The sequence below is a fragment of the Parvibaculum sp. genome, assembly GCF_049671045.1.
GTDB lineage: Bacteria > Pseudomonadota > Alphaproteobacteria > Parvibaculales > Parvibaculaceae > Parvibaculum.
This window is the reverse complement of record NZ_JBATUH010000096.1, coordinates 1-20,454: the sequence shown is the minus strand read 5'-3', so window position 1 is coordinate 20,454 and position 20,454 is coordinate 1. Positions and strand designations below refer to the sequence as shown.

Annotated in this window: 15 protein-coding genes; 10 read left to right on the top strand and 5 right to left on the bottom strand. The window is 63.8% G+C overall.

Annotated features, from left to right (window positions below; translation table 11 throughout):
- The coding region (locus WBG82_RS10960) for a hypothetical protein (RefSeq protein WP_424424565.1) at positions 1–6,844 on the bottom strand (6,844 nt) is incomplete at its 3' end.
- Between the two features lie 731 nt (positions 6,845–7,575).
- Here WBG82_RS10960 and WBG82_RS10955 point away from each other — a divergent pair.
- The 5 genes from WBG82_RS10955 (at position 7,576) to WBG82_RS10935 (ending at position 11,944) form a co-directional block, all read left to right on the top strand.
- A complete protein-coding gene (locus tag WBG82_RS10955; protein WP_424424564.1) occupies positions 7,576–8,526 on the top strand; it encodes a hypothetical protein in 951 nt (316 codons plus the stop codon).
- A gap of 90 nt (positions 8,527–8,616) precedes the next feature.
- Complete coding sequence (locus WBG82_RS10950) at positions 8,617–8,835, top strand: hypothetical protein (RefSeq protein ID WP_424424563.1); 219 nt, start codon at positions 8,617–8,619, stop codon at positions 8,833–8,835.
- A gap of 22 nt (positions 8,836–8,857) precedes the next feature.
- A complete protein-coding gene (locus WBG82_RS10945; protein WP_424424562.1) occupies positions 8,858–9,817 on the top strand; it encodes a hypothetical protein in 960 nt (319 codons plus the stop codon).
- A gap of 277 nt (positions 9,818–10,094) precedes the next feature.
- The gene (locus tag WBG82_RS10940) at positions 10,095–11,051 is read left to right on the top strand and encodes an alpha/beta fold hydrolase (RefSeq protein WP_424424561.1); all 957 of its coding nucleotides are present in this window, start codon (positions 10,095–10,097) and stop codon (positions 11,049–11,051) included.
- 5 nt (positions 11,052–11,056) lie between these two features.
- Entirely contained in the window at positions 11,057–11,944 is an 888-nt protein-coding gene (locus tag WBG82_RS10935; protein ID WP_424424560.1) for an aldose 1-epimerase, read from the top strand.
- A gap of 4 nt (positions 11,945–11,948) precedes the next feature.
- On the opposite strand, the gene WBG82_RS10930 is transcribed toward WBG82_RS10935, so the two are convergent.
- Both WBG82_RS10930 and WBG82_RS10925 read right to left on the bottom strand, forming a co-directional pair.
- On the bottom strand, positions 11,949–12,722 hold the full coding sequence (locus WBG82_RS10930) for a rhomboid family intramembrane serine protease (RefSeq protein WP_424424559.1): 774 nt from the start codon (positions 12,720–12,722) through the stop codon (positions 11,949–11,951).
- 48 nt (positions 12,723–12,770) lie between these two features.
- Positions 12,771–13,442, bottom strand: coding sequence for a cytochrome c oxidase assembly protein (locus WBG82_RS10925; RefSeq protein ID WP_424424558.1), 672 nt, complete (start codon positions 13,440–13,442; stop codon positions 12,771–12,773).
- 213 nt (positions 13,443–13,655) lie between these two features.
- Here WBG82_RS10925 and WBG82_RS10920 point away from each other — a divergent pair, with 213 nt between their 5' ends.
- The 5 genes from WBG82_RS10920 (at position 13,656) to WBG82_RS10900 (ending at position 18,664) form a co-directional block, all read left to right on the top strand.
- Complete coding sequence (locus WBG82_RS10920) at positions 13,656–15,770, top strand: TonB-dependent receptor (RefSeq protein WP_424424557.1); 2,115 nt, start codon at positions 13,656–13,658, stop codon at positions 15,768–15,770.
- A gap of 56 nt (positions 15,771–15,826) precedes the next feature.
- Positions 15,827–17,281, top strand: coding sequence for a phospholipase D-like domain-containing protein (locus WBG82_RS10915; RefSeq protein ID WP_424424556.1), 1,455 nt, complete (start codon positions 15,827–15,829; stop codon positions 17,279–17,281).
- Positions 17,282–17,374: 93 nt separating this feature from the next.
- Positions 17,375–17,656, top strand: coding sequence for a hypothetical protein (locus WBG82_RS10910; RefSeq protein ID WP_424424555.1), 282 nt, complete (start codon positions 17,375–17,377; stop codon positions 17,654–17,656).
- A gap of 10 nt (positions 17,657–17,666) precedes the next feature.
- A complete protein-coding gene (locus WBG82_RS10905) occupies positions 17,667–18,170 on the top strand; it encodes a phage holin family protein (protein WP_424424554.1) in 504 nt (167 codons plus the stop codon).
- Between the two features lie 2 nt (positions 18,171–18,172).
- Complete coding sequence (locus WBG82_RS10900; RefSeq protein WP_424424553.1) at positions 18,173–18,664, top strand: RT0821/Lpp0805 family surface protein; 492 nt, start codon at positions 18,173–18,175, stop codon at positions 18,662–18,664.
- Between the two features lie 9 nt (positions 18,665–18,673).
- Here WBG82_RS10900 and WBG82_RS10895 read toward each other — a convergent pair whose 3' ends face one another.
- Positions 18,674–19,123 (bottom strand): NfeD family protein, encoded by a 450-nt coding sequence (locus tag WBG82_RS10895; protein ID WP_424424552.1) that lies wholly within the window; start codon positions 19,121–19,123, stop codon positions 18,674–18,676.
- Positions 19,124–19,126: 3 nt separating this feature from the next.
- Positions 19,127–20,119, bottom strand: coding sequence for an SPFH domain-containing protein (locus tag WBG82_RS10890; RefSeq protein WP_424424551.1), 993 nt, complete (start codon positions 20,117–20,119; stop codon positions 19,127–19,129).
- Positions 20,120–20,454 lie beyond the last annotated feature (335 nt).

Here is a 20,454-nt window from a genome sequence, read left to right as displayed (position 1 = left end):
CCGTCAGCTTCACCGCATCGGCTTCCACGTCGCCCGTATTGACGTTGATCGTGCGCAGGCCCTGGATGTCGTCAGCGAAATCGAACTCGCTGTCGATTCCGGCAAAGACGTTCAGCGAGTCGTTGCTGTCGCCATAGATATTGCTGTGGATCGTCTTGTCGCCGAGCTCACCGCCAATCTTGCCGCCGCTCCAGTTGATGAGGTCGGACTGACCGTTCAGCATCCTGATATCGCCATAGATACCGGAGTACTCCAGCTCGCCGCCGATCTGATCGATCGTATGGCCGCTGCCCGCGCCATCGAGATCGATGGCAACCGTCGACACATTCTCGCCGGTCGCGATGGCGGCGATCACGCCCTCATTGACGATGCCGTCGTAAATATGGCTTCCGCCTGTGATCTTGATGGCGGTCGCATTGGCATTGTCGCCCTTGGCGAAGGCGGCGATGACGCCGCTATTGACGAACTCGCCATCGACCACCACGCCGTTCTCGAGCGTCAGCGCGGTCGCATTGGCCGAACCACCGTCTGCCGCCGCCGTCGCATGGACCTCGATGGTTTCAAAGTTCACGAGGTCACCCCGGTAGGTGCCGCCATTGACCACGAGACCACGCGCATTCGCGAGAAGCGGGTCGACCGCCGCCGCCCTGATGAGCCCCGCATTGCCCAGCGCGATTGAAGTCTCGCTGCCGTAAGGCAGGACCTCTCCGGTCACTTGAACATGCATGGCCGTCGCATTGGCTGTACCTACGGCGTCCGTCACAGGCGTCGCATGCACAATGGCCAGCGCCTCGACGGTGCCGAGATTGTAGATGCCGCCATCGACATCTCCATTGACATTGAGGTCGAGGCCCTTCGCCTGCGCAAATCCCCGGGCATAGCCGTCCGCAGTCGCCTCCACATTGGCGGAAGCCGCCGCCCGGATGAGGCCTTCATTGAAGATGAAGTCGCCGACACCCGAGGCATTGAGAGACACGCCAGTGGCAATCGCCGAAGCGGTCACCTCATCGATGCCCGTCGCCATGGCAAGCGCCTCGCCGACAATGTCGCCCGAATTGGAAAATCCTCCGCCGAGCGTCCCATCCACATAGAACGATACGCCGATTGCGTCCGCATAGGCTTCGGCAGTCCCGCTGCCGCCATCGGCCTTGGCCTGAGCGATGGCAAGGGCCTTGATGGACGGGGAATTGTCGCCCGCGTTTGAGAAGGAACCGTTGATCGACCCGTGACTGTTGACCCGGAGACCTGTCGCCGATGCGTCGGCGCTGGCGGAGGCATATGACGTCACGCCGATAGCAACGGCCGAAGCGAAAGCATTGGCCACAGCTTCGATGCTCGAGCTGTTCTCGATATTGCCGGCAATCCCGGCGAATCCGGTGCTGAGCGAAACGCCGATCGCGTCGGCGGATGCCGAGGCATCGGCTGTCGCATATGCAGTGCCAATGCCCGTCGCGATTGCCTCGCCGTGGCTGTAATTCTTCGCCGATGCAATGGCTTTGACGGCCGCGTCATTGATGAACGAACCGTCGAAATATCCCCCGAACTCGGCCCTGATGCCGGTGGCCTGGGCATAGCTCTCGCTGTCCCCTTCGTCGGAGCCATAGGCGCTGCTTGTCTGCCCGCTGACCTTCGCCGAGGTGTGGCCGATCGCTTCCGCCTTCACCATGACGGCGCCGCTATTCGTGAAGTCGCCTCCCATCGACGAGGCATAGAAGTCGATGCCGACCGCTTCGGCCGAGGCGGAGGCTTCAGCCGTCGCCCGCGCATAGCTGACGCCCGTCGCCGTCGCATGCGCGCTCACGCTCGCGATGGCATGAACGGAAATCGCTCCGCTGTTGTCGAAATCGCCCTCGAGCACACTCTGGATGCGAATATTGAGACCGGTAGCGGTGGCCTCGGCCGACCAAGCCCCGATATCCGCATAGGCATTGCCGGATTCGAGCGCCTTGGCCTTTGCCGTCACAGCATAGCTTGCATCGGCGACGACCGTGATATCGCCCGTATTGGTGAAGTCACCTCCGAGTGAATAGGCCCAGAAATCAACGCCCACCGCATCCGCATCCACGTCATCCGCCGAGCCGTAAGCAGAGGCATAGCCCCTGCCAGTAGCGGTAGCGGAGATGATGGCCGCCGCCGTGCTGTGAACGCTGATGTCACCCGAGTTGCTGAAGCTTCCGGCAATCGTCTCGACATCCACGCTGAGACCGGTCGCCTCTGCGCTCGCCGTATCCATATAGGCATAAGCGACCGCTGAACCCGACTGCGCGACAGCATTGGCCTTTGAGGTCGTGATGGCAGCGGCCGAAACCGTGATCGCGCCGCTGTTCGTCACGTCACCGTCGATGGAGTAGGCATCGATCTCCAGACCAACCGCCGTGGCGCTCGCGCTGGCAGAAGCGGATGCATTGGCGTCGGTGACACCCTGCGCGGTTGCTTCATTGCGGGAAACGGCATTGGCCGAGACTGTTATATCGCCCGAATTCTCGAAGTTGCCGAAGATCGTGGAGAAGTCGCCGTAAAAGCCATAAGCCGAGGCGAATGCCCTGTTATAGTCATATTCGTCATCGTCGAGCCCCGCATAGGCCCAGGCGCGGTCACCTTCGGCACTGGCGATATTGGATACCAGAGCCGTCGCGCCGACGGTGATGTCGCCCTCGTTGAGAAGATCGCCATCGACCTCGGAATAGCCGTAGCTGGAGCCGCTGGAGTAGAAACCGATGCCGTTGGCGTAGGCGTAGGCCGAACCGATGGCTACAGCCTCGGCGTCGTCGGAAGCAACCACGCTTGCCGAATTGATCGAATTGCCGATCGCGCTGACGAAGATGTCTCCGTCGTTGAAAATCGTGCCGTTGAAATTACCACCGATGATTCGGATGCCGGTGGCGGTTGCCTCAACATTCGTTCCCGATGCAGTGGCCCACGCATCGCCGCCCGATGCATTGGCATTGGCGCTATTCCGCAACTGGGCGAGCGCCGCTACATAGATGTCGCCGCTATTCGAGAAGCTGTAGTCGTAATCCGTCCCGCCGTTCACCATGGGCACATCGACGAAGATGCCCATCGCCAAGGCGTTAGCTTCTCCGCTCGCCTGCGCATAGGCGCTGCCGACGCCATTCGCTTCGGCTGAATTGCTCGCCATGACGGCGGCCATGATATTGACGTCGCCCGTATTGGCGATCGCTCCGCCAACAGAATTCAACGCAATGCGGATCCCGGTTGCGTTGGCACTGCCGCTGTAGTTGGTGGCGTCGGCCCTCGCTTCATAGCCGGATGCCAGAGCCGCGTCGTCGATCATCGCAGCGGCGATCGCGTCAATGTCCCCTTCATTGACGAAGCTATCCATGAGGATGGAGCCAGCCACATTGATGCCAAGAGCCTGAACGTCTGCACCGCCGGTCGCGGACGCTCTTGCGCTGCCATTGTATGAGGAGGCCAGCGCGATGGCGTCATTGTAGGAAAGGCCGAATGCGACCGCCTGAATATCACCGGCGTTCTCGATGCTGCCAAGGAGCGTTCCTGCACTGACGTTCAGTCCGGTTGCGCTGGCGATGGTCAGGTTCACGTCCCGCGCCTGCGCAGTGGCATTGCCGTTCGAGGTCCTCGCATCCGCACTGTTGAAGGTTCCAGCTGCCGCGAGAACTGAGATTTCGCCATTATTGCTGACGTTACCATCGAGACCTTGCTCTGAAACGATTCTCAGACCATGCCCAAAGGCGAAGGCACTGCCGCTGGCCACTGCGCTTGCGTCGACCAGCGAGAGGGTCGTGCCCGACGCGGAGGCGGAGGCCACAGCATGGTTAAGGGAGCCGGCAATGGCGGCGACATTGATCGCCGCACCGCCAAAGCTCGTGGAACCGATATTGTCGACCCCGCCGCCAAGCTCCTGAGCATAAATGCTCATGCCCGCGGCTTCGGCGACAGCGCCCTGCCCGCGGGCAGCGGCATTCGCTTCGCCATGATCGGAAACGAAAGCATGCGCGCCATTGGTTGTAACGGCAAACGCAGCAGCGTAAATGTCGCCGCTATTCGCGATATCGCCTGAAATTGTTGATGAGGTGTAGACACTCAGGCCGACAGCCCGTGCGGCGGCATCTCCCGTGGCCGATGCGCTTACTGAACCTGTCCCCGCCGCAAAGGCGCCGCCTTGTCCGGGATTGACAAAGGAATCAAGGTCCGCCAGCGCAAAGCCAACGAACGACGTGTCCGCGCTCATGAGGGTCGGGCCGCCGATGACGGCGTCGCCGTTCCAGGCGCCCGCGACCGCCGAAACGTAGATATCCCCGCTGTTTTCGACTCCGCCGAGGATCGAATAGGTGTCGACCACAAGACCGTTCGCAATGGCATTGGCGCTGCCATACGCGCTGGCCTGAGCATCTCCCTCAACCGCATCTGCTTCGGCATAGTTGCCGATGCTCGCGACGGCCGAAACCTCGATGGTACCCGAATTCCCGATATCGCCGACGTGATCGGCATTAATGACGATGCCGTCCGCCGTGGCGATCTGACGGCCGGACGCCGCGGCATTCGCAGCCCCGCTGCCGAGCGAGCTCGCTATAGCCGAATTCATGGCCCGCGCCGCAGCGGAAACAGAAACGTCGCCCGAATTGTCGACATTGCCTTCCGCGTCATCGAGCGCAACAAAGATGCCGCGCGCAGATGCGTTCGGCATCTTGTCACCGGCCGATCGGGCGGATGCGTCGACATCGCCGAACCCGTTTTCGGCCGACGCATAATTCGTGGTCGACGCGGCCACGCTCACATCGATCGTGCCCGCATTGCGGATATCGCCGAAAATCGTGGTGCCATCGTTGTTGCCCGCCAGACCAAAGCCCAGGGCCTGCGCAAAAGCCGCACCGCTGGCCAGGGCGCTCACGTCACCGATGTTCAGGCTGGTTCCGGAAGCGATGGCCGAATTGGCGACGCCGGCAGAAGCGGCGACGTCGATTGTCCCACTTGCAAAGTTGATGAAATCACCGGTCAGGGTGTTGACCTGGGCGACAAAACCGGCCGCATTCGACATCGCGCCGCCCGTGGCGGACGCGGTGGCATCGCCTCCTGCAACCGTGGCGCCGGCTACGTTTTGCAGCAGCCCGAGCGCATTGGCGTTGATCTCGCCACGGTTCTCCACCTGGCCGACAACCTCATCGAAGCGGATATCGACACCCGCCGCAACTGCGGTCACCTGTCCTGCCGCATTAGCGACTGCGAGCGATGTGCCGGACGCCAGAGCGCTGTTGCTCATCTGGGCGGTCGCCTCGGCGAGGATCGTCCCTCCGTTTCCGATGGCATAGGATGCGCCCGAGGAGCCGGCGGCGAATGCGTCCGCTCCCACAAGCATCATGCCGACGGCAGCCGCCCGCGCTTGCAGATCTTCCGCACCCGCCTCGGCGGTCGCCGGGCCGGCATTAATGTCGACGACGGCCTGGTTCTGAACGGCACCGACCGCACTGACTTCGAGTTCCCCGCCATTGAAGATGACGGGGAACTCGGAATAATCCCCGGCGAAAACGACGCCGCTGGGCGTGCCGGTGAGATCTCCCATTTTCATGCCGACTGCTTCGGCCGACGCGGCGCCCGACGCGCTCGCCGAACCCAGCTCATAGGCATTCTCTTCGTCGATGACGTTCGCCTTGTTGCGCGACCCGGCGACCGCTATCACGTCGATGGCGCCCATATTGAGCATACCGCCGGTGAGCGAGCTGACCCCGTTGTTGAGACCGGCGGCTTGCGCCTCGGCCATGCCGAAGGCGGTCGCCGAGGCCGCCTGACCGGCGGAGGCATCCGCAATGGCCGTGTTGGTCGTCAGGGCGTGGGCCAGAACATTGAGCTCGCCGACATTGGCGATAAGGCCGGCCATGGACGCGCCGGCCGTGCCCATCACATCGGCCCACGCACCGACACCGACGGCGCCCGCATATGCGCTGCCGATCGCTTTGGCGACGGCATCGTGATCGTTATGGAAGAGACCATCGATGCCATGCGCCTCGGCATAGTTCACCGCTGTTGCCTTCGCCACAACAGCCACCTCGCCCACATTGGCGACGTAACCATCAATGGTGCCCGAGGGGCCGGCATCGCTGATGACGCCGTAGGCCAGAGCCATGACCTGATCGGCGGAGGCAACCGCCTCAGCACCACCCATTGCCGAAGACCCGGTCGCGACCGCATGGTTGTTGGCCGCCGCATGCGCGCGCACCACAAGCTCCGCGTCGGACTCGTTTACGACCGCGCCCATGATGTGATCGACGTGACCCACATTGCCGGGAAGCCCGATCCAACCCGCGCCGATGCCGGATGCGACCGCGAAGGCCGTTCCGAGTGCATGGGCGGAATCGGAATCCGTGACATTCACATTCGCGCTGGCTTTCGCGCGCGCAGTGATCGACCCCTCGTTCACGATGTCGCCATAGATGGTCGACACGTTTGCAAGCATGCCGCCGGCGAATGCGCTGGCCGAAGCCGACTGATCGGTCGCGTGCACGATGATCGCGCCGCCTTCCGCGTTGACGATGTCGCCGCCGACCTCGGCGTCGTCGGTCACGAGAATGCCGACCGCCTCATTCACGCCGGTGACCCTGATGAGGCCGCTGTTGTCGATGTCGCCCAGAACAGAGCCTTCATCGCCCACGCGAATGCCGGCTGCGGGATCGGACGAGCTCGTTACGGTGATCTTGCCTGACGCCGTCACGTCGATGAAATCCACCGCTGTCACTTCGACAAGCACGGGGGCAGACGTCGATCCACTGACGGTCACACCCGCCGCAAGCACAGCGTCGGAAGCCGCGAGAAGGGCAACGAACGAAGTACCGGCAAGCAGTCGGCGGATATTGGTCTTGGCTTCCATTGGTGCCCCCACAGGCTTTCATACACACAGTTCGGACCGCACAGTCCGAGCCGCACGGTATTGATCGGGGCATGTTAGTTAATCGGTACAGAAGTTTACAATCTCAATTTGCTGTAAAATCGCAGAATTCCGCCATTTTTCATGAACGAATTATTGATTTTTTACAGCTTTAAATCTATTGACCGAATAAATCACTATGTTAAATCAAATGAATTAATGGATGTACTACCACAGCGAGTTGGTAGTCATTACGCGCCATTGCATCGTGAGGTGCCCGAAGAAGGCGCCCAACGCACCCCGGTCCGGAGACCGCTTCGGAACAGGAAAGACAATGAAAAGAATGCCAGAAGCGGGTTTTGAACGTCGCGCCGAACTGCCGGAAGCAGGGGGCGGCACGAACAGCGGCACCTCATAAAAAAGAATGAAAACACTGCACTAATACGTATGAATAAGTCGGTCGACGCATCAAAACGATCGCCAGCGCGCCCGATGTCCCCCGGCGGACGAGAAAGCACCAAAAAGCACCAACTTGTTACACACGCTTGCGAAATGAGGTGCAGGCGGCAGACGGAACCGGCACCGAATCACTTTGCGAGAACATACGTAGCCGGAGGATGGGGGCGCGGCCATGAGGATGTCCTCGCCGGAGCGGTTGAAACCCGCATGACATGACGGCATGAAATCGGTTACGAGCCCTGTGTTCGCACCATGAACCCAGAGGCCATCCGGCGATGCTCATCCACTCCGCCAGAAATACGGAGTTCTTCTTCCATGAGGGCAGGAGCGATTATCTGCTCGTGACCTTCAACGAGATCGCCCTGCTCGCCGACGGCAAGAGCTATTGGGGCAAGCCGATGATCGAGCGGAAAGACATCACCGCCATCGGTGTCGTCAGCCGCAAGCCGGACTGGTTCATGCCGGGTGACGACATCCGCGAATTCCTGGCCCGCCATGGCGACATCCTCCGCGGCTTCAAGGGCGATATCGTGCTCATGGGGCACAGCATGGGCGCCTTCGGCGCCATCAAGTTCAGCAAGGCGTTCGGCGCGACGACAGTCATCGCAAGCTGCCCCATATATTCGCTGAACCCGGCCATGCGCGGCCGCACGGATCGGCCAGATCCGCCCTTCTATGTGGAAGCGCTCCACAGGGACATGCATCCGCGGCGCGAGGATCTCGGCGGGCGCATCTACATTCTTCGCGACCCATGGCACAACTGGCGCCGCTCATTCGAGAAATATCGCGACATGGGCCATGACGCTTTGTCGTTTGTCGATCTTCCGTTTACGGATCATGAAGCGATCAAGATCTTCGCCCGCGACGAAAGGCTGCCGACGCTTATAGACCTTGCCCGCTCGGGCGACGAGACGGCCCTGAAAGCCTTTGTCCGCCAATGCCGATACGCATCGAGCCTGCGCCTGCAGATCGTCGCCGCGCGCCGCGCGGTCCGCCATCCCGCATCGGCCTATCGCATCTGGACCAGCAACCGGGAGCGCTTCTCGCCTCCCTATATGCTGCTTCTGAGCCGCGCCCTCGCCGCGACGATGCCCGGCGAGGCGCAGGAGATCGCGAGGCACATGGTGGAGGTCGCGCCCGCCTTCACGCCCGGCCAGAAGCAGCTCGCGGCGCTGATGGGACAGGAGCGCCAGCTCGCCGACGCAAGGCCCTGGCAGGTCACATGATTCGCCCGACGATGTCGCTTTTCGGCCGGATGGCAAGACGTTAGTGTAGCGCGAATTTCAATACGCTCGGGCGGAGGGGCTGAAGAACGGATGGACGACTTTCTGTCATTCAATGTAACGCTCGGTATCCTTGTCCTCAGCATTGCCGGCATCGTCTGGTCCGCCTGGCTCGAGCGGCGCCCGAGGGAGTTCGGCCGGGTGCGTCTCTTCCCGACGACGCCCGCCCTCCTCATCTGCGGGATCGTCGCCATCATCATGATCGTGCATCTGCGATCCTTTTACGGCGCGGCGCCGCAACGCCCGCTCTAGCCACCAGCAAGGCGAAACCCGGATGCGAATTATCTTTCCGAATTTCTTCGCACCTCAGCGGATCACGGGCGGCATCAAGATCGCCTATCGCTGCGTGGAACTTCTGAAGGAGAGCGGCTATGACGCCATGATCTGGCAGCCCGCGGGCGCGCCGACCTGGCTCGACACCACGGCAACCGTGATCGCAGAACCAACGGTCAGGATCGCGCCGGAAGACATTCTGATTTTCCCCGAAGCGCTGAACAAGCCTTTCATCGATCTGCTGAAGCAGAGGCTGCCCGCGACGAAGGTCCTCTTCTGCCAGAACCCCTACAATCTCTTCGGCAACGAATTCTTCGCCCGGCAGACGCCGCGCGAACTCGGATTCGCGAAAACCCTCTGCGTCGCTCACACCACGAGGAACATGCTGGCGCGCGTCTTCGGCTATGACGACATTGCCTTCATGCCGATCGCCGTCGATGCGGAAATATTCCGCCCACGACAGAAAAGGATGCAGATCGCATTCTCGCCGCGCAAGCTGCGCTGGCACGCGGACATCATCCGCAGGGTCTTCGTCACCAAGTTTCCGCATATGCGGCACATCCCGTGGAAGCCGATCGAAGGCATCTCGGAAGCGTGCGCCGCCGAGATCATGGGCGAATCCCATGTCTATCTTGCGCTCGGCCATCTCGAATCCTGCCCGCTCATGTCTCTCGAGGCCATGTCCGCGGGCTGCGCTGTCGTCGGCTATCACGGCTATGGCGGGCTCGAATATGCGACGCCGCGAAACGGCTTCTGGCACTATAATGACGAGATCGAGGAAGTCGTGGACGACCTCCACCGCGCCGTCACCGGCATCGAGCAAGGCGATCCGCTCATCCACGCCATGATCGCCGAGGGGCGCGCCACCGCCGCCCGCTTCAACAGCGCGGCGATGCGCGACGCACTCACCGGCTTCATCCGGACGGTTGCAACGCCGCCCTCACCGGCTCTCGCCATCTGATCTCCCTCGCACATCCGGCACAGGAGTCATGCCCCACCTCTTTCAGTCATTCTGGTCCGAAACGGACGGAATGGGTGGCGGAGCTTGCCCGTCCGGGCTGGTTCCTCCACCTCTGGAACGAGGTGCTGCAGAGCCGCGTCATCGACAGGAACAGGACGCCGCCTCCCGGCTCCTTCCTGCACGGCCTGTTCATCCGCCATGGAATGATCCGAACCAAACGCTTGGCCAAATAATTCGCCTTATGTAGCTTTTGAATAAAATTTTTGGGAGAAGGTCGATGCTGATTCACTCGGGCCGGGACATGGAATTTCTCTTCCACCCAGGCGACACGGACTACCTTCTCGTCAGCTTCGGGGAAATCGCCTATCTCGCCGACGGCAAGAACTTCTGGGGCAAGCCGATGGTCGAGCGGCGGCGCGTGAACGCGATCGGCGTTTCGGCGCGTTCGCCCAACTGGTTTCCCCGCGCCGATGTGGAGGAGTTCGCCGCCAGGCACCGCGACCTGCTCGACCGCTTCAAGGGACGCATCATCACCGTCGGCCACAGCATGGGCGGCTATGCGGCGATCAAGCACAGCCGCCTTCTCGGCGCCTCGACCGTCGTCGTCACGGCCCCGCAATACACCATCGACCGCGCAGCCATCCCGAACGACATGCGCCAGCCCATCCCCTATTTCCGGCCCGAGCTTCACACCGGCATGCATCCGAAGCCGGACGAGATGTCGGGCGAGATCTACATATTCTGCGATCTCCAGCATTCCGGCCGGCCGCAATTCGACGCCTATGCGTCGTTGCGCCTTCCGAATATCCACCTCATCAATGTGCCGTCCGTCGGCCATGAAGTCTCGCGCGTCTTCGCACGGGATGATGGTTTCATCGACCTCGTCGGCCTCTGCCGGGCGGGCGACCGGGCCGCGATCAACCGCTTCGTGCGCCAGCGCCGCAAGCCGCTCCCCCTGCGCACCGCGACGATTGCGTTGCGCGCGGCAAAAAAGCGCCCGGATCTCGCGCTCAGGATCTACGATCTCCACAAGAAGCGCTTCGGGCCCATCTATATCGCCATGCTTTCGAAGGCGCTCGCGGCCTCGCGCCCCGCGGCCGCCGACGCGCTGCTCCTCGACGCGCTGGCCCTGAAGCCCGATCTCGCCGGCACGTCCTTCGTCTCGAGCCTCCTTGCGTCGCGGGGAAGAAGCACGGAAGCAATGGCGCTCGAAAACATCATACCGCCCGTCTGAACGCGATGCGGAGCGCCTTTCTCACGCTCCGCCACGGCGACCTCAGCGCCATCGTGGCGCCGGAGGCGGGAGGAAGCCTCGCCGCCTTCTCGGCCGGCGGCCGGCACATGCTCCGCCCCTTCGACCTGCGCGCGACGGTCGCGGAAGCGGCGAACCCGCTTGCCATGGCCTGCTATCCGCTCGTTCCCTTCTCCAACCGGATCGCGCAAGGTCGCTTCACCTTCAATGGCCGCCGGGTCGCGCTCACGCCCGATCCCATCAGCCCGCCCCATGCGATCCACGGCATTGGCTGGCGCCGCGCATGGTCCGTGGAGGCGGTATCGGAGAGCGAAGCCACGCTGTCCCTTCGCCATGACGCCGGCGAATGGCCCTGGCCCTTCACCGCGCGCGAGAGTTTCGCGCTCGACGACGAAGCGCTGACGATCACGCTCACACTCACGAACCGTGCCGGTGAAGCGATGCCGGGAGGGCTCGGCCTCCATCCCTTCTTTCCCGGTCGCACCCGCGCGCGGCTCGAAGCCCGCCTGCCCTTTGTCTGGGACGCGGCGCCCGATCGCCTGCCGCTGCGGCGTGTCGCCGTGCCGCCAGCATGGGATTTTTCGACGCCTCGCGCGCTTGCGCCGCTTGCGCTCGACCATTGCTTCTCGGGCGGCGGCGGGCCCGTTCTCATTGACTGGGAGGATTGCCCGCTCGCCCTTCGGCTGGAGCGGCAAGGCTCGGATCACCTCGTGATCTATACGCCGCAGGATGAGGATTTTTTCTGCGTCGAGCCGGTGAGCCATGTGCCCGATGCCGTCAACCGGCCGGAGGGGGCCGAGGTCACCGGCCTCGTCGTCCTCGCGCCCGGCGCGGAAATGCGCCTTTCATGCCGCTTCGCGGTGATCGCGCGCTAAAGGCTCAGCGATCCCACGGGCCGCGCCGCCAGCCGCCTTGCCGGTCATGGCCGCGCTCATCCTCGCGGCGGGCATCGAAAACGCGGCTTCGCTCCTGCTGCAAGAGAGAAACGCCGCGCCGCTTGAAGAACGGCACCAGCACCACGCCAGCGACGAAGCCGCCTATATGCGCCCAGAAGGCGACGCCGCCCTGATCGGCAGGGCTTGCCATCCCGCTCAGGAACTGGATCAGGAACCAGAAGCCGAGAACCGCCACGGCCGGAATATTCACGATACGGATGAAAAATGGCAGCGGCATGATGAGGACGCGAATCCGCGCGAACGGGTGAAGAAGGAGATAGGCGCCGAGCACGCCCGATATGGCGCCGCTCGCGCCGATCATCGGCACGTCGGATGAAGGCACCTGCAATGCCTGCGCGAGCGCGGCGATCGTTCCGGCGAGGAGATAGAAGAGGAGGAACCTCGCTCGCCCCATCGCATGCTCGACATTGTCGCCGAAAATCCAGAGATAGAGCATGTTGCCGCCTATATGGGCGAGCCCGCCATGCATGAACATGGATGTGAAGATCGTCGCCCAGGCGGGTATGGCCGCGGGCTGGCCGCCGATGGCAAGGCCGAAGACATTTGCCGGAACCATGCCATAGAGGCGCGCCGCCTGTTCGGCTTCCGCATCGGACAGCGTGATCTGCCAGAGGAACACCGCCACGCAGAGCGCGATGAGCCCGATGGTGACGACCGGCAGGCCCGGCTCGGCATTCTCGTCCGAAATGGGAAACATCCAGCACCTCGCAGCCGGAGCGCATATGCGGGACGCCGCTCCGGGCCCCTAGCGCCGCCGGACCTCCGCCGGCTCGAACACGGCCTCGCGCGTCGTTTCGAGCGCTTTCGTCTGGGCCTCGGACGCTTCGGCGAGCGGGCGCGCCGCGGCAGCGGCCGGCTCCGACGAATCCTGCCGGAAGAACGTGTAGGACAGCGTGATCGTGCGGACGTTCTTCGCGCTCGTATCCGTCAGCATCTCCGGATCGACATAGAAGACGACCGGCATGCGCGCGCTCTCGCCCGGCTTCAGCCTCTCCTCGGTGAAGCAGAAGCATTCCGTCTTGGTGAAGAAATATCCGGCCGGATCGGGCGTCACATTGTATGTCGCGCGCGCCACGATGGTTTCGTTCGAGAGGTTCTTCGCCGTGTAGAACACCGTGGTCGGCAGGCCGATATGGGTCTTGACCGCCGTCACCTCCGGCTTGAATTCCCAGTCGAGGCCCGGCGCCACATTGCTGTCGAGGCGGACGGTGATTTCTGGGCCGATGGCATCGGGCTGGCGCTTGTAGCTCTCGCCGTCGAGCGAGCGCTGCACCGTGACCGCGCCGCCATAGCCCGTCGCCTCGCAGAACCAGCGATAGAGCGTCGGCGAATAGGAGACCGCCACCGTCATGATGCCCAGCAGAACGAGCGACAGCGCAACGGAAGGCAGCTTCTTGGAACGGAGCGGCGAAGACATGCTCCGAAACTAGGGTGGCCTTCACGCTGCGGCAAGCCCTGTTTTCCCTGGCGCCTCGCCCCTGCGTCCCGATGCGAGGCTCTTGGGTTTTGCGGCATTTCCGGCCATGCTGCACCGATCGGGGAAGCGGACTATAAAGCCCGCTATAACGGCCAACGAAGCCGGCAAAAAACGACGGCCCCGCCCGAATGAGGGCCGCGTGGGGAGGCTGAAGTGAGACATTCTGGCGCATCCAGGGGCTCGAGCCCGCATCTCGCATTGCTTGCGGTACTTCTGGCGGCGGCGGCGCCGCTGCCGGCGCAGGCGGACGAAGCGCCCGAAAAGGACGCAACTGCCATCGACGAAATGGTCGTGACCGCAACCGGATATGGCGAGGCGCGCTCGACCCATCCCGGCAACATCACGAAAATTCCAGGCGACGAAGCCGACTTCGTGAAACCACGCCAGCCGGCCGAGCTTCTGAACCGCGCGCCCGGCATCGACATTCAGCAAGGAAGCGGCGTCGAGCATCTGACGGCGATCCGCTCGCCCGTCCTCACCGGCACGGCGGGCGCGGGCTCCTTCCTCTATCTCGAAGACGGCGTGCCGATGCGCGCGGCGGGATTTGCCAATGTCAACGAACTCATGGACGCCATGGTCGAAGGCGCAGGCGGCATCGAAATCGTGCGCGGCCCCGGAAGCGCGCTCTATGGCTCAAATGCCGAACACGGCCTCATCAACATTCTGAGCCGCGCCCCTTCCGAGGCGCCGGAGGGTTCGCTCACCGGCGAGATCGGCCCGCATGGCGTGCGCAATCTCGACGGAACCGCATCGACGACCATCCGCGACAGCGACGGCACGGGCCACGGCTTTCGCGGCACCTTCGCGCTCGGCGAGGATGGCGGCTTCCGCGCGAATTCCGGCTATGGCCAGCAGAAGGGCCAGTTCCGCTACGACCTGACCATGCCGGACACGACGCTCCGCGCGACGCTCACCGCGATGAACCTCAATCAGGAGACGGCGGGCTACGCGACAAGCTACAAGGACCCCGCGATCTACAAGGCCAACGCCAATCCCGAAGCCTATCGCGATGCCTGGGCCGTGCGCGGCGCGGTAAGGATCGAGCACGATCTCGGCAATGGGCAGAAGATCGCGCTGACGCCCTATATGCGCACGAACGGCATGAACTTCCTCATGCACTTCCAGCCCGGAACGCCCGTGGAGGAGAACGGCCATTGGTCCGGCGGCCTGCTCGGCAGCTACGCGCTGACGCTCAAAGGCGGCCACAGGCTCATTCTCGGCCTCGACACCGAATATACGGACGGGTATCTGCGCGAAATCCAGTCCTCGCCCACCATTCCGGGCGCGGGCGGCTATGTGACGGGCACGCATTACGACTATGACGTGACGGCGCTCGTCGCCGCGCCCTATCTCCATTCGGTCTGGGAGCTCGGCGAGCGCACCGAGCTGACGGCGGGCCTGCGCTACGAGATCACGCGCTACGACTATCGCAACAACACCGCGAGCAATCTCACCGGCCGCTTCCTGCGCCCCGCAAACCGCACCGACACATTCGGCAATCTGACGCCCAAGCTCGGCATCACCCATGTCTTCAGCGACGAGATCATCGGCTTTGCCAATCTCGCCCGCGCCGCGCGCGCGCCCCAGACCGCCGATCTCTACCGGCTGCAAACGGGCCAGAACCCGAGCGCGATCAGGTCGGAAACTCTCGACAGTATCGAGATCGGCGCGCGCGGAAAGATCGACCGGGTGCGCTACGAGCTTGCCGCCTATTTCATGAAGAAGCGCAATTTCGCCTTCCGCGACGCGAACGGCGACAACATCACCGACGGCCGCACGAAGCATACCGGCATCGAGGCCGAGATCGCGGCGCCGCTCCTCTGGAACTTCGACATCGCGGCTTCCGCCTCCTACGCGCACCACACCTATGATTTCACCGACATCATCACCAAGCCGGGATATGCGCCCGAATCGATCCTCCCCGGCAACGACATCGACACCGCGCCCCGCACGGTGGCGAATGTGCGCCTCGGCTATGCCTTCGACGAGGATCGCGGCCGGGCCGAGATCGAATGGGTTCATCTCGGCGCCTACTGGATGGACGCCTCCAATTCCAGCCGCTATCCGGGCCACGATCTCTTCAATCTGCGGACGGAGTACAGGCTCACGGAAAATTTCACGATTTTCGGCCGCCTGATGAACATTTTCGACAAGCGCTACGCCGATCGGGGCGATCTTTTCTGCCTGCCTGCACCAACGGGATGCAAGTCGCGCTATTTCCCGGGCGAGGACAGGGCGCTTTATGTGGGCACCACAATCAGCTTCTAGCCCGTCGGGGCAGCTGGGGGTGGGAGAGTAGCGCGCCTTGGACTAGTCTCCCGTCCATGTGGCTGATTACGCATCTCTGGCCGGTTCTGGCGGCCGTCATCCAGTTCGCCGCCATGGCGTTCGCGGCAGGCCATGCCATGCTGACGAAAAGCGATGTTCGCTCCGCCGTCGGCTGGGTCGGCTTCATCGTTCTGGTGCCGTTCTTCGGCTGGCTGATCTATTTCCTTTTCGGCATCAATCGCATCCAGCGGCGCGCGCGCGAACTGCGCGGCGTGAAGCTCGCAAAGCCGCTCGTCATCTCGGCCGATCAGCAGCGAGGGCATTTTCCCGTCGCGAGCGACGAGGAACTTCGCCGGCTCGAAAGCTTCGCCCGCTTCGGGCTGAAGCTCCTGCCCGAGAGTTTTGAGCCCGCCAACAGGATCGGGATCCTCGAGAACGGCGACGAAGCCTATCCCGCCATGATCGCCGCCATAGACGGCGCGCGGCACTCCATCGCGCTTTCCACCTACATCATGAACAATGACAGGGCCGGACGCGTCTTCGTCGACGCACTGACGCGCGCCGTCGAGCGCGGCGTGCGCGTGCGCGTGCTCATCGATGGCGTCGGCTCCTGGTACTCGCGCCCCTCGCTCATTCCGCTCCTGCGCGAGCGCGGCATCAATTATGCACGGTTCCTGCACTCGTTCATGCCCTGGCAGATGCCCTATCTCAACATGCGCAACCACCAGAAGATTCTGGTGGTCGATGGCAGGACGGGCTTCACGGGCGGCATGAACATCGCGGAAGGCAATCTCGTCCGCAACAATCCGCGCAAGCCCATCATCGACTATCACTTTCACGTCGAAGGTCCGGTGGTGCACCAGCTCATGCACACTTTCGCCCATGAGTGGGAGTTCACGACGGGCGAGATCCTCGACGGGCCGGACTGGTTCCCCGACGGGGCCGCAAGCGGCATCGACGGCGACACGATCGCGCGCGCCCTGCCCGCCGGTCCCGACATGGGCATGAACCCGATCCGCTGGACGCTGCTCGGCGCGCTTTCCGAAGCGCGCGAGCGCATCCGCATCGTGACGCCCTATTTCCTCCCCGATGCGACCCTCGGCGCGAGCCTTTCGCTCGCCGCCATGCGCGGCGTCGAGGTCGATATCGTCCTGCCGGGCACGAACAATCTTCCCTTCGTGGACTGGGCGGCGACGCCTCAGCTTCTCTGGCTCATCGAGGCCGGATGCCGCGTCTGGAAGTCGGAAGGCCCCTTCGAGCACACCAAGCTCATGACGGTCGACAATGTGTGGTCGACCGTAGGCTCGGCCAACTGGGACGGCCGCAGCCTGCGCCTCAATTTCGAACTTAATCTCGAATGTTACGGCGGCGATTTCGCCGCCCGGCTCGCCCGCATCATCGACGGCAAGATCGCGGCCGCGCGGCCCGTGACCTATCAGGAGATCGCCGGCCGCCCCCTGCCGGTGAAGCTCCGGGACGCTTTCGTCAGGCTCGCCTCGCCCTACCTCTGATGGCCCCCTGCCTGCGGCGCCGCCGTCCTATGCGCGAGAGCGCGGGAGCGATAAACTTTGCGGCAGCGTCGGGTAGATCCGGGAGCGGAAGGCATGACCGGGATGAACGAAAAGTCGGACAGGACGGCCGAGGAGCTTCAGGCCGAGGTGGATGAGCTGACGAAAGCCCTTGAGGCGGCGAAAGCGGCGCTTGCCGAAAAGACCGCCGCGCCGGGCGAGGAGGCGCGCTCCGCTTTCGAGACGGCCGAGGAGATCGGCGAGCGCATGCAGGAGAGCCTCGCGGACCTTCAGCAAAGGATCGACAGGAACCCCGTGCCGAGCGCCCTCATCGCCCTTGCCATCGGCTTTCTTCTCGGCCGCGTCTTCTCGCGATAGGAGAACCGCCATGCTCGACCCGACCCCCAATATGCGCCGCCTCGCCGAAGCGGAACTCCTGCGCGCCGAAATCGAGGCCAAGCGCCTCGCCCGCCGTGTGACCTGGCTCGGCCTTGGCGCGCTCTTCGTGACGCTCGCCATCATCATGCTGGTGCTCGCGGCCTATTCCGCCCTTTCGCAGATCTACGGCCCCGCCTGGGCGGCGGCGATCATGGGCGGCGTGCTCGTCGTCCTCGCCGCCGTCGCGCTCCTTCTCGGCGCCAGCAAGAAGGAGGGGCGCGCGGCGCGCCTCGAGATGGAACTCGCGAACCGCGCCGTGGAAGACGCGAGGCGCGAAATCCGACGCGACTTCGAGATCCTCGAAAAGCGGCTCGACGAGCTGAGCATGGGGCTTCTGGGCCTCGTCAGGGGATCGGCGCAGAACCTGCCCATTCTGACCCTCATCCTGGGCGCGCTCGCGGCGCTGAGCCCGGCGCTGCGGCGGATCATCATGCCCTTCCTCAAGAAGGACTGACCATGAAGAGCCTCCACATTCTCGTCTGCTCCGCCCTCGCCCTGGCGGCCTGCGCGCAAACATCGGCGCCCCAGCCCGAGGTCACGGAAAAGCGGCCCGTTCCCCTCGTCAAGCTGCCGGTGGACGATCGCGGCTCGGGCCTGATCGGTCCCGGCGGCGGCGCGCTCCTCGGCTCCGCCTTCGGTGCGGGCGGCGGCTTCAAGGCGGCCGTCATTGCGGGGCTTGCCGTCGGCTATGCGGTCGGCGGCTCCAACGGCCCGACGCTTTCGGGCCTTGCGGCATCCGAGCATCGCCGCGCCATGGCGAGGCTGATGGAGGTGCCGGTCGGCGAGCCGGTGCGCTGGTCGACCGCCGCCGAGCAGGCTTCAGGCACGATCACGCCCGTCCGCGAATATCGGGACAAGGACGGGCGCCGCTGCCGCGACTTCACCGAGACGCGAAGCGTCCGCGCGACCCATGGCGCGCTGTCCGGCACGGCCTGCCTTCCCGCCTGATCGCGGGTTTCAGCGGACCGCCTCGACGATGAGGATGCCACTCTCGGTGCCCGTCACATGCACATTCGCGCCGGCGGGAAGATCAGGCCCCTGCACGAGCCAGAACGTGTCGCCGATGCGGATTTTTCCCCGCCCGTTGTGGATCGGCTGTTCGAGCGTGAAGGTGCGGCCCACATAGCTCTGCGCCCGCTGATTGAGCAGCGGCCGATCCGTCTCGATCGCATGACGGCTGAAATAGCGCCGCGACGCCCACACGGCCGCGACCGAGAGCATGGCAAAGAGCGCCACCTGAACCGTGACCGGGAAATCGACGACCAGCAGCAGCGCGCCGACGACGGCCGCGGCGGCGGCGAGCCAGATGAAGAAGACGCCCGGCACCAGCAGCTCGAGTATGCCGAAGACCGCGGCCAGCACCCACCAGGTCCACATTCCGATTTCCTCGAGAGCGATATCGGGCATCGACTAGCTCCCGCTCGAGACGGGCGGCACCGAGCCCGAGGACGGGCGCGGGCCCTGCGGCCGGCGCGGCGCGCCCTCATGTCCACTGCCCATCGCCTCGCGCGCAAGCTCGCTGATCCCGCCAATGGCGCCGATGACGCTCGCCGCTTCGAGCGGCATCAGCACGAGCTTCTGATTGGGCGCGGCGGCAACGTCCCTCAGCGCGTCGACATATTTCGAGGCGACGAAATAATTGATCGCCTGCACATTGCCGCCCGCGATCGCGTCGCTCACGACCTGCGTCGCCTTCGCTTCGGCCTGCGCCTGGCGCTCGCGCGCCTCGGCATCGCGATAGGCCGCCTCGCGCCGGCCCTCGGCCTCGAGAATGGCGGCCTGCTTCTGCCCTTCGGCCGCAAGAATGGCCGCCTGGCGCCTTCCTTCCGCCTCGAGGATCGCGGCGCGCTTGTCGCGCTCGGCCTTCATCTGCCGCGCCATGGAATCGACGATATCGCGCGGCGGCGCGATGTCCTTGATCTCGATGCGCGTGACCTTGAGCCCCCAGGGATGCGTCGCCTCGTCCACGACAGTCAGCAGCCGCGCATTGATGGAATCGCGCTGCGAGAGAAGCTCGTCGAGATCCATGCCGCCCATCACCGTGCGGATATTCGTCATGGTGAGGTTGAGGACCGCGATCTTGAGATTGTTGACCTCGTAGGATGCCTTCGCCGCGTCGAGCACCTGATAGAAGACCACGCCATCGACCGTCACCATGGCGTTGTCGCGCGTGATGACTTCCTGGCTCGGCACGTCGAGCACGGTTTCCATCATGTTGACCTTGGAGCCGATGGCGTCGATGAACGGCGTGATGATGCCGAGGCCCGGCATCAGGCTGTGCGTGTACCGCCCGAAGCGCTCAACCGTATAGACATAGCCTTGCGGCACGACCTTGATCGCCTTGGCGATGAAGATGATGGCGAGAACGAGTATCGCGATGACGAATGCCGTGCCGGTGAACATGAATCAATTCCCTTCCGTTGTCCGCGTTCGACTCTAGCGCAACCCCGCGTCGCCGGCAGGTCGAAATGATCGGGCCTCCGGCGCGCCTTGCCACGCCTTGCCGCGCCCCGCAATGCCACAAAAATCACAGTTTCACCATGGGGATTATCTGTTGGTTAGCAATGACGTGCCACAAGGAGAGCAATGTCAGCCTGAAAGGATGTGTGCGGAGCAGATGATCGTGTGTGCCGACGCAGGAATGCCGTCTCGCGCCGGCAGCCGATGGCAAGGCCCGGGCCTCGTCGCGGCGGCGATGATCGCGGGCATCGGCTTCGCGGTCGCAAGCGCCGCCGCGC